Origin of the sequence: Streptomyces sp. NPDC059080 (assembly GCF_042739975.1) — a bacterium.
GTDB classification, from domain to species: domain Bacteria; phylum Actinomycetota; class Actinomycetes; order Streptomycetales; family Streptomycetaceae; genus Streptomyces; species Streptomyces benahoarensis.
In genome coordinates this window covers 100,388-113,316 of the sequence record NZ_JBHYGX010000011.1, presented here as the reverse complement: position 1 = coordinate 113,316, position 12,929 = coordinate 100,388, and the positions used below count along the sequence as shown (strand labels likewise).

Here is a 12,929-nt window from a genome sequence, read left to right as displayed (position 1 = left end):
GGGGTCCTCACGTCCGGAACATGTTCCGGACACAACCGAGGAGTTGAGACATGAGCACACTGGACATCAGCCGCACCACGGCCCCGCCGTTGGGCGACATCCGTGCCCTGAACGGCGGGGAGGTCCGCCTCTACCCGACCGCCCGGGAGCGGGAGGACTGGCCCCGCTACCTCGATGCCCTGGCCTCCGCTCTCGCCCACGGGGTGAGCGTCAAGTGGGTGAGGCTCTGATGGCCCGCAGCATCGGCATGGACACGAACCGCCTGTACCGCGCGGTGATCGTGAAGACGTACCCGGAAGCCCCCGGGGAACGACCCGAGACCACCACGGTTCACGCAGAGGGCCCCTACGTGACAGCTGGCCTCGCTCGCGCCCGCCTGACGTGGTGGAAGGGCTATGCCGATCGCTCCTGCTTCGGACCGGCGAAGGTGACCGGCCACGTGGAGAAGGCAGAACTGACGTGGGAGCGGGTGGAGTGAGTAACGCAAACAAGGCCCGCGGCACGGCGTGGGAGTCGGCTGTCTGCCGATACCTCAACGGGGTGTTGGGCATCCCCATGGCGGAGAGCGGGCTCCCGAAATTCGGCGCCCGTCACCTGCTGCCCGTGACCCGCAAGGTGCAGACCGGCGCGAAGGACACGGGCGACATCGAGGCACACCCCTTCATCCTGGAGGCCAAGGACGAGAAGGCCCACCGGTTTTCGGCGTACGTGGAGCAGGCCAACCGCGAGGCGGTCAACGCCGGTGCCCCCTACGGTGCGGCTGTGGTGAAGCGGCGCGGGAAGAACGTCCGCCACGGGTACGTGGTGATGGATCTGGAGACCTTCGGCCGGATGCTCCGCGACGGGCGTGACCGGTGATCACCTGCGGCGCCAGAAGCCCATCAGGTCCGCCAGTGCCCTGATGATCTCCGGCCGGTGCTCCGCCTCGGTCCTCCGCAGAGCGATGACCAAGGCCAGAAGCACCATGAGCGCCAGAAGCCCCACGAAGTAGATCAACACCATGGGTGCCGACACGGCAAGTTCCTGCATAACGGCCCACATGCGCCCCTCCAAGGCGGGTTGGCCGTCGCCTTCGAGAGAGGGTGCGCCGAAACGCGAACCTCAACGAAGACAGACGGATGCCTGTCAAGACACAGCGCCCGCCGACTGTGCACCGCCATGATTGGCGGCTATTCGCTGAGGTCGTAAGACCCATTAATTTATTGGGTTTCGAGTGTGGGTGCGGGCCACGTCAGGGGCCTTAGCCCCCTTCGTGTTTCGCCAGGTGCCACCCCGGCATGAATGCGGAAGGCTCCACCCTGGGAATAGCCGCCATGGAATGCGGGGGCCCAGGAACGAACCGCCTCTTCACCAGGCTACAGGGCACCCCCTCGCTTCCCAACTCTCCCGCTCAGAACTCTCATTGCCCCAGCCGACAGGCGGGCGTGCAACGGCCCCCAGACAACGGGACCGATGCACGCCCGCTTTTGCGTTGGAAGGGACACCTTGAAGAACTTCGCCCGCTTCCTGGAGCGCTTCGGGGAGGTCGTGGAGGAGCGCGGGGAGTACGGCGTCCGCTGCCCTGCCCACGATGACAGCCGGCCGTCCCTGTGGTTCCGCCTCAAGGAGGACGGAAGCCTCCTGGTCAACTGCTGGGTGTGCAACGACCGCGCCAAGGTCCTGGCCGCGCTCGGCTGGACAACCGCCGACCTGTACGACTGGGAGCCGGGGGAGGGCGTGCGCGTTTCCTCCAAGCCTGTTCCCGAAGCGCTGTCGCCGGGTCACATCGCGGGCTTGGCCGCCTACGTGGACGCCACGAATATGGCCTTCCTCGGCGAGGGCAGCCACGCCCGGCGGGCACGTGACTACGTGCGCGACCGCTTCGGCTTGGACGCCGAGACGGCCGCGGATCTCGGCCTTGGGCTGGACGCCCCGGGCGTAGAGACCACGTTCCCGTACCGCTCGGTGGCCTTCCAGCGCTATCCCCGCGTCACGGTCCCGCTGCTGGACTGGCACGGCGTTCCCAAGGGCCTCCAGGGCCGCGACCTCACCGGGGACTGTCCGGCGCGCTGGGTGAGTGTGTCGAACCCAGAGGGCGCGGAGTGGTCCAAGTACGGGGTCCTGCGCTCCCGCAGCGCGGAGGGACCGGTGTTCGTCACGGAAGGGCCCGGCGACGGGCTGACAGCCGTAGGAGCCGGGTTCGACGCGGTGCCCATCCGGGGCGCGTCGCTGGCGCGGAATCCCGCCCTGGTGGCGGAGTTGGCCGAGGGGTTCGGGGATCGGGGGGTGATCCTTGCCGGTGACCGCGACGCCGGCGGGGAAGGCTTCAACAACGCGTTGGCGGACGCTCTGGTCCGCGCGGGCATCGTCGTGCGCATCCTGGTGATGCCGCACGAGGGCGACGACCTGACCGACTGGCGCGCACGGGACACGGCCGCGTTCCCGGTGCTCCTGCGGTCCTTCGCGAAGCGGGCCCGGCTCCACGTCGTCAACGTCGCCCAACCGGACCCGGAACCTGTTCCGGCCCGAGCACAGCGTGAGGACGCCGGGCCGCTGCCGCTCTCGGACCTTGGGAACGCCGAGCGGCTGTTCGCCCAACTGGGCGGCCACGTCCGCATGGTGCCCGGGATCGGTGTCACCAAGTGGACCGGACGACACTGGAAGACCGTTCCGAAAGAGGCCCTGTACGCCGACGTACGGGCGGTCATCCACTCCATGGCCGACGAGGCGGGCCAGGACGCCCAGCGCCTGGCCAAGTGGACGTCCGAGTCCCAGAACGCGGGCCGGGTCCGGGCCATGGTGGAGATGCTGGCGTCCATCCCCGGCGTGTACGCCGACGTGGACGAGTTCGACGCGTTCGCCCACCTGCTGGCCTTCCGCAACGGAGTGGTGGATCTGCGCACGGGCGCGCTGCGCGGGTCCCGGCCCGTGGACATGAACACGTACTTCGTGAACATCGACTACGACCCGGAGGCGACGGCCCCGCGCTGGGAGCGGTTCCTCCGCGAGTGCCATCCGCACAGCCCGGACATGCCCGCGTTCCTCCAGGCGCTCACCGGCTACGGGATCACCGGCCACGGGGCGGAGCGGGTGTTCATCCTGCACACCGGTGAGACGACGAACGGCAAGACCACGTTCTCCGACACCCTGGAGAACGTGTTCCGCGAGACCGTCAAGCGTGCGGACCCCTCCCTGTTCGAGCGGCGGAGGGAGTCCGGCGGCCCGCGGGCGGACATCGTGGGCCTGCGGGGCCGGCGCCTGGTCCTGTCCTCGGAGTGGCCCGCGAATATGAAGATGGACCAGGCCCTGATGAAGGCGCTTACCGGGGACCAGACGATCACCGCCCGGGGCGTGTACGCGCGGAATGAGATCACGTTCCGGCCGGTCGGCCTGGTCATGGTGGACACCAACTACGCGCCGGACGTGGACGCCACGGACGCCGCCCTGTGGCAGCGCGTCCGGGTCGTGCCCTGGAACGAGGATTTCCGAGGGCGGGAGGACCGCCACCTGAAAGCCACGCTCCGCCGTGAGGCCGCCGGTATCGCGGCATGGGCGGTGCGCGGGGCCGTGACCTGGTTCCGGGAGTACGAGGCCGGTAGGGGGCTGGAGTACCCCCAGGCCGTGGACACGCGCACGGCCCGCTATCGGGACACCTCGCATCCGCTGTCCGGGTTCATCGCCCAGGACGGGGATGAATTCGAGGTCTGGGACGGTGCGTTCACTCCGCGTACGGAGGTGTGGGAGCGCTACCGGACGTGGGCGGAGGAGTCCGGCATCCGGCACACGATGACGCGGAACCGGTTCTATGACGCTGTGCGGACCTTCCCCGGCGTCGGCGAAGGCAAGGGCAGCGGGGCCCACCACGGTGTTCGGGGCTTTCGGAACCTGCGCGACTGCCGCACGGTGAAACCAGCCCCAGACAACGCAGGTGCCGACATCTTCGGCCAGCCGAAGTAACCACGCGACACCACAGAGGGGGTCGGCCGAGCGCCGGCCCCCTCTTCGCATGCCCGGGACCGGCGGCTGGCCCCCGAGCAGGGGAGTGCACTTGCAGACCTACCGCCACCGCATAGCCGGAACCGAGACGACCATTCACGCCATGGAGACGCCGGAGGACGTGGAGACCGCCCTCCAGTGGCTCCGGCAGCACAACCCCCGCTCCCTGGCCGTCGACACCGAGACCAGCGGCCTGGACACCTACCGGCCGGGCCACCGGCTGCGCACCCTCCAGTACGGCACCGCCGACACGGCATGGGTCGTGCCAGTCGAACGGGGCGCGGACTTCCACGCCTTCGCCTCACGTGTCGTACGGGGAGCCGCGGAGCTGGTCCTCCACAACGCCTCCTTTGACCTCTTGGTCATGGACCGTCACGGCGTCGCAGGACTCGATGAGTTGGCGGGCAAGGTCCGGGACACCAAGATCTTGGCCCACCTGTGTGACTCCCGGCAGGAACACGAGGGCGGCACGGGGCATGGCCTCAAGCCCCTGTCGGCACGCTACGTCGACCCCACCGCCCCGGACACCCAAGCGGGACTGAACGCCGCCTTCCACGCCTACGGGCTGACCAAGGCCACCGGCTGGGCCCGGGTGCCGTACGAGGACGAGATCTACCAGCGCTACGCGGGCCTGGACGTGATCCTCACTGCGCGGTTGCGGCCGGCACTGGAGGAAACGTTCCAGCGGCTGGGCCTCCCCGAGCAGTTGGCGGTGTTCGAACACCGCCTGATGGCCATCTGCGCGAAGTTTCAGCGGGCCGGGATGCTCCTGGACGTGGAGTACACCCGCGGCCTCGTGGACCGGCTCCAAGCCGACGCCGAGCACCACACCCGCCGCGCGGCCCGCTACGGCGTGCAGAGCATCAACTCCTCGGCCCAGGTCGCCGCCGCCTTGACCGGCATGGGCGAGAAGCTGACGGAGACCACTGCCTCCGGCGCACTGAAGGTAGACAAGGCCGTCCTCCTCGACCTGGCCGACCTGGACGACCAGTGGAATCCACGCGGCACCCGCATCCCCAACATCTTGGCCAACGCGGTACTTCACGCCCGGCGTGCCGCGCGCTGGCGCACCTCCTATGCGCTCGCGATGCTCGACAGCCGCGACGCCGACGACCGCGTACACCCCTCCATCAACGCCTTGGGGGCCCGAACGGGGAGGGCCAGCGTCTCCAGCCCACCGTTGCAGCAGCTCCCTTCCCGAGACTGGACGATCCGCCGCGCGATCATCGCGGAACCCGGACATGTGTACTTCTCCGTAGATCAGTCCAGCGTGGAACTCGTGGTGCTGGCCGCTCTGTCCCAGGAGCCCCGCATGTGCGCCGCGATCAAGGAGGGTCGTAACCTCCATGACTTCACCGCAATGTTGATGTTTGGTGATCACTTCACGAAGGCGCAGCGCGACTTGGCGAAGGTGGCCGGCCTCGGGACGAGCTACCAGGGAGGGCCGACAGCCCTCGCGCGGCAGACCGGTCTACACGTGTCCACCATGCGCGACACCCTGAACCGCTACGCACGGGCCTATCCGGGCATCAAGCGGTGGGCCCACGCCATGCAACGCCATGCACGCTCCAACGGATGTGAGGTCCGCACCCCATCAGGGCGGCGACTCGTACTTGACAGGGACAAAACGTTCAGGGTCGTGGCGTACCTGTGCCAGTCCACTGCACGGGATGCAATGGGTCAAGCCCTCGTAGATCTGGACGAAAAGGGTCTGACCGGCCATCTCAATCTCTGGGTGCACGACGAAGTTCTAGGCACCGCGCCTGCGGCGGAAGCTGCCGACATCGCTCGTGAAGTCGCAGAAACAGTGCGTATGTCACTGTTCGGTATCCCGATCGATGCCAGTGCGGACGTATACGGACCGACCTGGGCAGGCGGTTACGGACTCCCCGACGAATGGCAAGTCTCGGCAAAAGAAACCGCCACGTTCAGTACCGGCGCCTAAACGTACGGTCGTGTGAAGGTCAACAGGGCGGCGCTCTGAACGCCCTTGATCCCCATACGGGTTGCTGTTTGGGTGAGGGGACGCCTGTGGGGGCAGGCGGTACGAACAGGGGGTTTTACGCATGAGTGACCCTGTGCTCTTCCGCGAGCGTGGCAGTCGATCACGCCTGTGGGCCATCGCGCAGCATCACCGGAATACCACTCGAACGGCCAAGGTCTCCAACTTCGCTCGCAAGCAAGCGAAGAAGGTGTTCGCCTATCTGGCGACACTGAGCAGGGGCCCTGTCGCCACGACGGCCGCAGACGCCGCGACCGTCCGCAACACATCACTGCGCGATCATGCGGCCCCTGAGGGCCTGATTCGCGATGCCCAGTGCGCAATGGCAAATCTCTCTGCCAGCATGGCGCACCATGTCCGCCCCTGAGGGGCGGACGGAATCCATAGCGTGTAGACGCTGATTCGGCCGGTCGCTTGACCGGTCCCACGCCCCCGTCCGGCATGCCCGCCGGCCGGGGGTTTTCCGTCTCTTGCCCGCCTCGGCCGCCTCTCTGCGGCGCGGGCTTTTCTCATCTCTGACGCCAGCATGGCCCGCCGCCTCGGGCCCCGCGTCGATCCCGCATTCCGTTTGCGCCCGGAACATGTTCCGGACCCCGCCAAGAGACGGGATCTCTGCGACTTCTGATTCGAACATTTAAGCGAATCTCCAGGGCTCGGGCCGGGCTGTAACCGCCCCCAGACAACCGCGGCATCGGCCGCGCGGGGCGGCCCATTCGCCCAGGAGATTCCGTGCTCTCACCAGCACTCGTTTGCGATGCCCAAAATCAGGACCCGCAGGCCGTCGCCGCCGTTCTGGAAGCCGCGGAGCCATACATAAAGGATGCCGCCAAGCGCCATGTGCGCACAGCGGCCGCGGCGTCCGCCGGCTCCTCCGATCTGTTCGACGAGCTGTGCCAGGAGGGCCGGCTAGCGACCCTGGAGGCGCTGCGTACCTATCGCGACGACAAGGGCGCGCAGTTCACCACGCACGCGTACCGGCGCATCCACATGCGCGTATACGAGGCGGCGAACGGCGGGACCGACCTGGGGGCCACGGCCGACCAGCGTTCAACCTTCCTCAGCTGCATGGCCGTTGTCGGCGGCGACTGGGAAGCCGCCGAATACCTGTGCACGGTCCTGCCCGGCTCCGGACACCGCATGTCCCCGGAGACCGCCGGACACGTCCGCCGCGTCATGCAGGGAATCAGCTCCCTGGACGCACCGACGCCGACCCGCACCGCAGGGGAATCGGTCGCCCTCCTGGAGACCCTGACCGACCCACGCGGACTCGGCCTGCCCGATGACCTCGTAGAAGCGAGGGACCTGAACCAGAACCAGCGAGCGCAGCGCATCGCTCTGGCCCACGCGCTCCTCGCGAACCTGGACGACCGCAAGGCCCAGGTCCTGCGCCTGACGTACGGCATAGCCCCCGAACCCCACCTCGCGAACGCGGACGGCTCGCCGGACAACGCCGCGATAGCGCAGGTCATGGGAATCGACCGGCCCAACTCAGTGGCCGTGATGCGCACCCGGACCCTCGCGAAACTTCGGCAGGTCGTGGAGAAGATCGCGGAGGAACTGGAGCGCGAGGCCGCGGAGTGACCCCAGCTGAGCGCCGCCACCGCGCCCGCCGGCGCAGGTCAGCACATCTTGCGTGGAGCCCGGCCCGAAAATCGGCGGTCTCCCGGCGCCGACGACGGCCCGAGCCGTACGACCGCGCGGAGGTCCTGGCCCGCTGGGGCGGCTGCTGCTACTGCGACGGGCCGGCGCAGGAGCTGGACCACGTGGTCCCCCTGGCGCACGGCGGGCCGGACAACGCGGCCAACGTCGTTGCCTCATGCCGCGACTGCAACGCCCGCAAGTACACCAAGACGCTTGCCGACTGGGCGGCGGAGACGGAGTGACCCATGAAGCCGAACCTCACCCCGGAGGACGCCGCCCTCATGGGCCTGCCCATCCTCAGCCGTGACCGCGGGGACCCGCACCACTGGGAGGCACCGGAGTTCCAGCGCATTTCCCTGGGGCTGCTCTTCCAGCCCTCCGACGACGAGGCGGAAGGGGCCGGAGAGGCCGAAGAGGGACCGACCAGCCACGATAACTGACCTGCACAGGTCAAACACCGTACGGGTCATGCACGTTGTTCGTACCCGGAGTGCATCCAAAGCTCAAACAGGAGGTCCGCACGCGCGCGCCTCCACCTCGGCCCGCGCGGCGGGGTGCGCATCGAGAGCACGTGACCCAAGGCGCTTCGGTGAAGGCAAGACACCGAAGCGCCTTCACCCAGAGGACCCCGCCCTCAAGGGCGGGGTCCTTCCGCATTTCTGCCCGGAACATGTTCCGGACATTCCGACGACCCCGTACGGGTTGGGTAATGTCGTGGGTGTCGGGAGCGAACGAGACCCGACACCACAGGGGAGGAGAGGTAGCGATGACACAGGACAACAGCCTTCGCGAAATGCGCGTCTGCCTGGACGTGGGCGACGCCCCGACCTATCTGGCGAAGGTCAACCTCGCCGTGCGGTGGAACGGATGGCTCAACCCCAGGTTCCCGTTGAGTGAAGTCCGCCGCATGGCGGAGTACACGCAGGCGGACTTGGCTCGGGGGGACGAGGTGGACACGGTCCACGTCATCGACCGGGCCCAGATCGCGGGCGGTACGTACCACGAGGGCGCTCAGCCCGTGGTCCTTCACGTCCGGTGGATGTTCCTTGGCGAGGCGGGGCCGAAGGCGGCGGTCGAAGTGATCGAGCCCGACGAAGCGGGCCTCTACTGGATCGGCGGCAACGAGTGGGCGTGGACCGAAGACTGACGAACGCGGGCGTGTAGCCGCTCTTGGCGGGACCGGCGAAGGCAAGGCGCCGGTCCCGCCAAGGACCCCCACCCCCTGACAACCCCGTTCGGGTTGAGTAATGTTCTCGGTGTCGGGAGCGAACAGGGCCCCGGCGCCACATTGAAAACAGAAGAGAGGGAATCCATGCGGGAGATCATTTCGGATCTTGACGCACGCAGGATCGCGAGCGAGTGGCACGGGGGGCAGGCAACAGCTCTGTACTCCCTGACCTCGTGCGGCGCGATCCTCCCCGGACTGGGCGGCGAGATCGACAGGGAGCTGCGGTTCCTGCTCGATGGCGGCGCGATGACGCAGGACGAGCGTGACGGCGTCGCCGAGCTGAACAGGCTCAAGCGGTACGCCCAGTGCCACGGAGAGCGCGGCGCTCGTGACGAGTGGACCGAACTGGATTGGTAGCGCACCAACAGGGGCCCGCCGAAGGCAAGTCGGCGGGCCCCACCCCCTCTCATCGTTTCGGAACGCATTCCGAAGAAGGAAAGGAATACCCGATGGCGGCGAATACCCGCTTTCACACTGGCGGATTGAAGTCCGACGGCCGTGGCCTCTTCACCGCGGAGTGCCATCCGACGTTGGATGCCGCGCTGGATTGGCTCATCCAGGACGCTGGACTCGCGGTGGTCTACTACGCCGAGGAACACCGCTTGGAGTGTGGAGTCTCCGCCTCGAACGGTGAAGCGTGCGATTGCGTCCCTTACAAGGCCCATCTCCAGGCGCTGGAGTTGGCGGAACGCTGCCTTCAGGGCGACGCCATACCCTCGTTCATGGTCGGTGGCGAAGAATACTGGGCCCGCCCTGTTGAGGGCTGCGAATGCGACTGTGACGGCCTGTGCGAATGCAGGCACTGGGACGAGCTGAATGCGGCCGCGTCGCAGACGGAATCTCCCTGAAAACCCCGGTCCCGTCGGCGCAGTCGCGTCGGCGGGACCGCTCGCGCGGCTCATGTGCGATGCAGCCCTTGAAGCCCCGGAACATGTTCCGGGTAGGTAATTCACAACCCCGTACGGTAAATCTCTCGTTTTGGTTGTCGGACTCCGCCGAAGGCAAGTCGGCGGAGCCAACCGCATCCGGCCCGAACGAGGTCCGTCCCAAAGGCAAGGAGAGAAGCGAATGGTGAAGCGCTGTGACGGGTTCAGCCCGCTCGGGCGTCAATGTGGAGATGACGCCACTTGGAAGGTCAAGCGCCGGGACCTGGTCTTTTCCTGGTTCTACACCTGCGGCCTGCACCTTGACGAGATCTGCCAGGAGCAGGAAGAGAAGACCGGCCAGACGGTCGAAGTGATCCGACTTACCGCATAACGAAGCCAAGTGGGCTCCCGCCGAAGGCAAGTCGGCGGGAGCCTGCGCCCCAGGATCGCACACCGCTGCGACTCGCAGGGCGACGGGACTTCTGGAGTTTCGCCCGGACCACGCAAAGCCCCGCCCGACAGCCCGCGTGGCCGCCGGGCGGGGCCGCCGGCGCCTACCGCTCAGAGTCCGGGCGGAGGCATTCGAGGCAGACCCAGCGCTTGCGGGCGATCAGGTGGGTTCGGTCCTTCGGGTGCTTGCCACACCACTCGGACGCCCCTGCCTGGTCGGGCAGATCGCGCTTGATCAGCATTCCGATGCGCTGTCGGTTGGTCGGCGGTTCGTCAGAGAACGGTGCCGGTTCACTCGTCATCGTCGCTCGTGGTTTCTTCGGATTCGGTCTCGGTGGCCGTCACCGTCTCATTCTCGAATACGTCGTAGCCGTTCACGTTGTCGTTGGGCATTTTCTGGCACCCCCTTTCTTCCTCGAATTTCTGTGCGGTGGGCCGGTGGTGTACGGGGGCGGAGTTCTCTGAGGGGCGCGCGTGGCGGCACGGCAGTCGCTACCGTGGCGGCGTATGGAGCCCCCCTTCATCTCCCCCGAGTCGGATCATTCAGCGTGTGGTATCTGCCCGGCGAAACGCCTTCCCCGGTCGGGTTTCGTGGTCTATGACCGACCGACCAGAGAAGCGCCTTTCGACCCGGCGGACGGCTACCGCTACACGTCCGATGGGACACCGGCCTGCGTTCACCCCCACAAGGTGGGGCTTGAACCTGATCGGATCGTGCCGCCTCCGGCTCCGCTCGAACCGGAGACGGCGGACCCTGCCCCGGTGCCTAGGCGGCGGCGCCTAGCGGGATGGAAACGCGCTTTCCGCGCTCGGTGACGCCGATGCCGGCGTACACCGTGTCGAGGACGCGGCGGCGGCGCTCGGTTTCGTCGGCCCCGATCCAGTACCGCGGGTTCAGGTTGCCGAACGCCGCCTTGTAGACCTGGTGGGTGTAGTCACCGTGGTCCCACGCGGCGTTGCCGTGCTCCATGTCCGTCATGTGCACGAACTGGATGCCGTGACGGGCCATCATGCGCGTCAGCAGGGAGAACTGCGCCATCATGGCGTGCGTCATGGTGTCCACCGGTACGGGGAGCGGGAGTTCCGCCGTCCGCTCCCGCTCGTTGGCGTCGGTGAGGTCCCACACCGCGGACTTGATCGCCATGGCGCGGATGGCCTCGGTGAAGAGGCCGCCCGCGTCGGCCACGGCGTCGTAGTCCGTGATGATCGGGTACCCGTAGAAGTCGTCCCAGTCAGACGAGTACTGGGAGACTGCCTTTTCCAGGCGCCCGATTTCCGGGTCGCCCATCAGGGCCGTGTGGATTTCGCGGGTGCGCTCCGCCACCCGTTCCGGGGTGGGGCGGTTGATGCTCTCGTTCACGTCGTGCACTCCTTTTCTGGTGGTGCATTCGGCTACCGCCCGACTGCCGCTGTCCTTTAGACAGTCGCGCGGAGTCCCCTTGCCCGGATTCGAACCGGAGTCTTCCCAGTGACGCGCCCCCGCTCATAGACGCGCGTCTTTTTGGGTGCTCTTCCTGACTGAGCTACAGGGGGTGGTGCCCGCCCCTGCCGAGATTCCCCGAGCCAGGGGGAGACTCGGTTGTCGATCGGCAGGGGCGGAGTATGAGGGGGCGTGCGCGTCAGCTCTTCTTGCCCTTGCCGTCGATCCGGTCCTTCATCTTCTCTACCAGATCGGCCTTACCTCGGGCCTGCTTTTCCGCGTTCTTGTCGTCCTTATCGGAAATTGCATTGGACATCTGAACGGCCTTGGCCTTCTTGGACATACTGACTCGCTTATCTATCTCTGTGACTGACAGGCTTACGCCTACAGTATTCAACTGATTTATCTAGATAACCCGCCCCGTGAAACCGAGCTTTCAGGGAAAGCGGGGCGGGGGTTTTGGTGGGGCACTGCATATGCGACAGGGAGTTCTGCCTCTCTGTGTGGCCTTTTCGAGTGACCAAACATAGAAGCGCATTGTGTGGTACTTCCCCAGTGCTGCGCAGTTACCAGAGTGGTGGTACCGACTGCCACCTGGGATGACGTAGACAGACGTTGTGACTGCCTGCCCGCTCATGAGTTTTCCCGGGGCCGGTCAGCGGGCGCATTGATACGGGCGCGCATCCGCATCAACAGATCGAGCGTCCTTGCGTTTTGCCTGGCATCTTCGGCGTCCGACTTCACGGTCCGACTGTCCCGATTCCCGTTGGAATGAGGTTTGTGGACACGGGGCCTACCCACGCCGTCCACCCCCCAGGATTTGTACGTCATGAACCCATGCAATCGGCGCAGTTGACCGCGCGCATCCACTCATAGATTTCGTTCTCCTCTTCTCCGGCACCACACTTCGGCCGCAGGTTGCCGTCAACGGGGACCAGTTCGTGTACGGCCACCACGTCTTTGCCGACGGTTCCGGCGCGGGCCGCCATCTCCTTGGCAGGCTGGGGGTGCATGGGTACCTCCATGGGTCGGTCATCCGCCGATGGGCGGTGGTCCCCTTCCCGGATTCGAACCGGGGTCTCCCGTGATGCGCGCCCCTCAGTCACACGCGCTTCATCGGGTGCTCTTCCTGACTGAGCTACAGGGGGTGGGGTCCGCCCCTGCCGAACGGGGGGAGCTTGAATATTCGGCAGGGACGGAGCATGGGAGCGGCCTACCTCAAACGCGCACCAGGGGCTTGCGGCCGGCGTGCGATGAAAATAGCGCTGAATCCGCTGGCCGCGACAGTTCCGAGGAATCCGGCCAGAATGAACGGAAAGCGCGGCCAGGGCGGCGGACGGTACCCCG

The 12,929-nt window shown here is 66.9% G+C and carries 18 protein-coding genes, 1 tRNA gene and 1 pseudogene; 13 read left to right on the top strand and 7 right to left on the bottom strand.

The window, feature by feature from the left end; all coding sequences use genetic code 11:
- Positions 1-50: 50 nt before the first annotated feature.
- The 3 genes from ACFWWQ_RS12140 to ACFWWQ_RS12130 are packed head-to-tail and all read left to right on the top strand — an operon-like array spanning position 51 to position 858.
- A complete protein-coding gene (locus ACFWWQ_RS12140) occupies positions 51-230 on the top strand; it encodes a hypothetical protein (RefSeq protein ID WP_384594198.1) in 180 nt (59 codons plus the stop codon).
- A complete protein-coding gene (locus ACFWWQ_RS12135; RefSeq protein WP_384594195.1) occupies positions 230-478 on the top strand; it encodes a hypothetical protein in 249 nt (82 codons plus the stop codon). Before ACFWWQ_RS12140 ends, ACFWWQ_RS12135 begins: the two co-directional genes overlap by 1 nt.
- The gene (locus ACFWWQ_RS12130) at positions 475-858 is read left to right on the top strand and encodes a hypothetical protein (RefSeq protein ID WP_384594192.1); all 384 of its coding nucleotides are present in this window, start codon (positions 475-477) and stop codon (positions 856-858) included. The genes ACFWWQ_RS12135 and ACFWWQ_RS12130 overlap by 4 nt, the downstream gene beginning before the upstream one ends.
- Here the strand turns inward: ACFWWQ_RS12130 and ACFWWQ_RS12125 are convergent, their stop codons facing one another.
- Positions 859-1,014 carry a hypothetical protein gene (locus ACFWWQ_RS12125; protein WP_384594189.1) on the bottom strand — a complete coding sequence of 52 codons (156 nt, stop codon included), beginning with the start codon at positions 1,012-1,014 and terminating at the stop codon, positions 859-861.
- Between the two features lie 471 nt (positions 1,015-1,485).
- On the opposite strand from ACFWWQ_RS12125, the gene ACFWWQ_RS12120 reads away from it, so the two are divergent.
- From ACFWWQ_RS12120 to ACFWWQ_RS12075, 10 genes are all read left to right on the top strand, one after another.
- Entirely contained in the window at positions 1,486-3,936 is a 2,451-nt protein-coding gene (locus ACFWWQ_RS12120; RefSeq protein WP_384594186.1) for a phage/plasmid primase, P4 family, read from the top strand.
- Between the two features lie 91 nt (positions 3,937-4,027).
- Complete coding sequence (locus tag ACFWWQ_RS12115; RefSeq protein WP_384594183.1) at positions 4,028-5,920, top strand: DNA polymerase; 1,893 nt, start codon at positions 4,028-4,030, stop codon at positions 5,918-5,920.
- A 121-nt stretch (positions 5,921-6,041) separates the two neighbouring features.
- On the top strand, positions 6,042-6,344 hold the full coding sequence (locus ACFWWQ_RS12110) for a hypothetical protein (protein ID WP_384594181.1): 303 nt from the start codon (positions 6,042-6,044) through the stop codon (positions 6,342-6,344).
- A gap of 362 nt (positions 6,345-6,706) precedes the next feature.
- Positions 6,707-7,558, top strand: coding sequence for a sigma factor (locus tag ACFWWQ_RS12105; protein WP_384594178.1), 852 nt, complete (start codon positions 6,707-6,709; stop codon positions 7,556-7,558).
- The gene (locus ACFWWQ_RS12100; RefSeq protein WP_384594175.1) at positions 7,555-7,860 is read left to right on the top strand and encodes an HNH endonuclease; all 306 of its coding nucleotides are present in this window, start codon (positions 7,555-7,557) and stop codon (positions 7,858-7,860) included. Before ACFWWQ_RS12105 ends, ACFWWQ_RS12100 begins: the two co-directional genes overlap by 4 nt.
- A 3-nt stretch (positions 7,861-7,863) precedes the next feature.
- The gene (locus tag ACFWWQ_RS12095; RefSeq protein WP_384594172.1) at positions 7,864-8,058 is read left to right on the top strand and encodes a hypothetical protein; all 195 of its coding nucleotides are present in this window, start codon (positions 7,864-7,866) and stop codon (positions 8,056-8,058) included.
- A gap of 326 nt (positions 8,059-8,384) precedes the next feature.
- Complete coding sequence (locus ACFWWQ_RS12090) at positions 8,385-8,765, top strand: hypothetical protein (protein ID WP_384594169.1); 381 nt, start codon at positions 8,385-8,387, stop codon at positions 8,763-8,765.
- A 165-nt stretch (positions 8,766-8,930) separates the two neighbouring features.
- Positions 8,931-9,203, top strand: coding sequence for a hypothetical protein (locus tag ACFWWQ_RS12085; protein ID WP_384594166.1), 273 nt, complete (start codon positions 8,931-8,933; stop codon positions 9,201-9,203).
- A 92-nt stretch (positions 9,204-9,295) separates the two neighbouring features.
- Complete coding sequence (locus ACFWWQ_RS12080; RefSeq protein ID WP_384594162.1) at positions 9,296-9,694, top strand: hypothetical protein; 399 nt, start codon at positions 9,296-9,298, stop codon at positions 9,692-9,694.
- 220 nt (positions 9,695-9,914) lie between these two features.
- Positions 9,915-10,103 (top strand): hypothetical protein, encoded by a 189-nt coding sequence (locus ACFWWQ_RS12075; protein WP_384594159.1) that lies wholly within the window; start codon positions 9,915-9,917, stop codon positions 10,101-10,103.
- 163 nt (positions 10,104-10,266) lie between these two features.
- Here ACFWWQ_RS12075 and ACFWWQ_RS12070 read toward each other — a convergent pair whose 3' ends face one another.
- The 6 genes and pseudogenes from ACFWWQ_RS12070 to ACFWWQ_RS12045 all read right to left on the bottom strand — a co-directional run bounded on the left by ACFWWQ_RS12070 (position 10,267) and on the right by ACFWWQ_RS12045 (position 12,730).
- Entirely contained in the window at positions 10,267-10,464 is a 198-nt protein-coding gene (locus tag ACFWWQ_RS12070) for a hypothetical protein (protein WP_384594156.1), read from the bottom strand.
- Between the two features lie 464 nt (positions 10,465-10,928).
- On the bottom strand, positions 10,929-11,522 hold the full coding sequence (locus tag ACFWWQ_RS12065; RefSeq protein ID WP_384594153.1) for a hypothetical protein: 594 nt from the start codon (positions 11,520-11,522) through the stop codon (positions 10,929-10,931).
- 74 nt (positions 11,523-11,596) lie between these two features.
- Positions 11,597-11,695 (bottom strand): annotated as a pseudogene (locus tag ACFWWQ_RS12060).
- An 86-nt stretch (positions 11,696-11,781) separates the two neighbouring features.
- Positions 11,782-11,925: a hypothetical protein gene (locus ACFWWQ_RS12055; protein ID WP_384594150.1), complete on the bottom strand. Its 144-nt coding sequence runs from the start codon at positions 11,923-11,925 to the stop codon at positions 11,782-11,784.
- A gap of 484 nt (positions 11,926-12,409) precedes the next feature.
- Positions 12,410-12,595, bottom strand: a complete 186-nt coding sequence (locus tag ACFWWQ_RS12050; protein ID WP_384594147.1) for a hypothetical protein — start codon at positions 12,593-12,595, stop codon at positions 12,410-12,412.
- Positions 12,596-12,634: 39 nt separating this feature from the next.
- A tRNA-OTHER gene (locus ACFWWQ_RS12045) sits at positions 12,635-12,730 on the bottom strand.
- Between the last annotated feature and the right edge of the window lie 199 nt (positions 12,731-12,929).

Bases quoted from the DNA above. Each gene is read 5' to 3' on its own strand.
- ACFWWQ_RS12140 (WP_384594198.1), top strand. From the start codon at position 51: ATGAGCACACTGGACATCAGCCGCACCACGGCCCCGCCGTTGGGCGAC.
- ACFWWQ_RS12135 (WP_384594195.1), top strand. From the start codon at position 230: ATGGCCCGCAGCATCGGCATGGACACGAACCGCCTGTACCGCGCGGTG.
- ACFWWQ_RS12110 (WP_384594181.1), top strand. From the start codon at position 6,042: ATGAGTGACCCTGTGCTCTTCCGCGAGCGTGGCAGTCGATCACGCCTG.
- ACFWWQ_RS12095 (WP_384594172.1), top strand. From the start codon at position 7,864: ATGAAGCCGAACCTCACCCCGGAGGACGCCGCCCTCATGGGCCTGCCC.
- ACFWWQ_RS12090 (WP_384594169.1), top strand. From the start codon at position 8,385: ATGACACAGGACAACAGCCTTCGCGAAATGCGCGTCTGCCTGGACGTG.
- ACFWWQ_RS12085 (WP_384594166.1), top strand. From the start codon at position 8,931: ATGCGGGAGATCATTTCGGATCTTGACGCACGCAGGATCGCGAGCGAG.
- ACFWWQ_RS12080 (WP_384594162.1), top strand. From the start codon at position 9,296: ATGGCGGCGAATACCCGCTTTCACACTGGCGGATTGAAGTCCGACGGC.
- ACFWWQ_RS12075 (WP_384594159.1), top strand. From the start codon at position 9,915: ATGGTGAAGCGCTGTGACGGGTTCAGCCCGCTCGGGCGTCAATGTGGA.
- ACFWWQ_RS12070 (WP_384594156.1), bottom strand. From the start codon at position 10,464: ATGACGAGTGAACCGGCACCGTTCTCTGACGAACCGCCGACCAACCGA.
- ACFWWQ_RS12055 (WP_384594150.1), bottom strand. From the start codon at position 11,925: ATGTCCAAGAAGGCCAAGGCCGTTCAGATGTCCAATGCAATTTCCGAT.
- ACFWWQ_RS12050 (WP_384594147.1), bottom strand. From the start codon at position 12,595: ATGCACCCCCAGCCTGCCAAGGAGATGGCGGCCCGCGCCGGAACCGTC.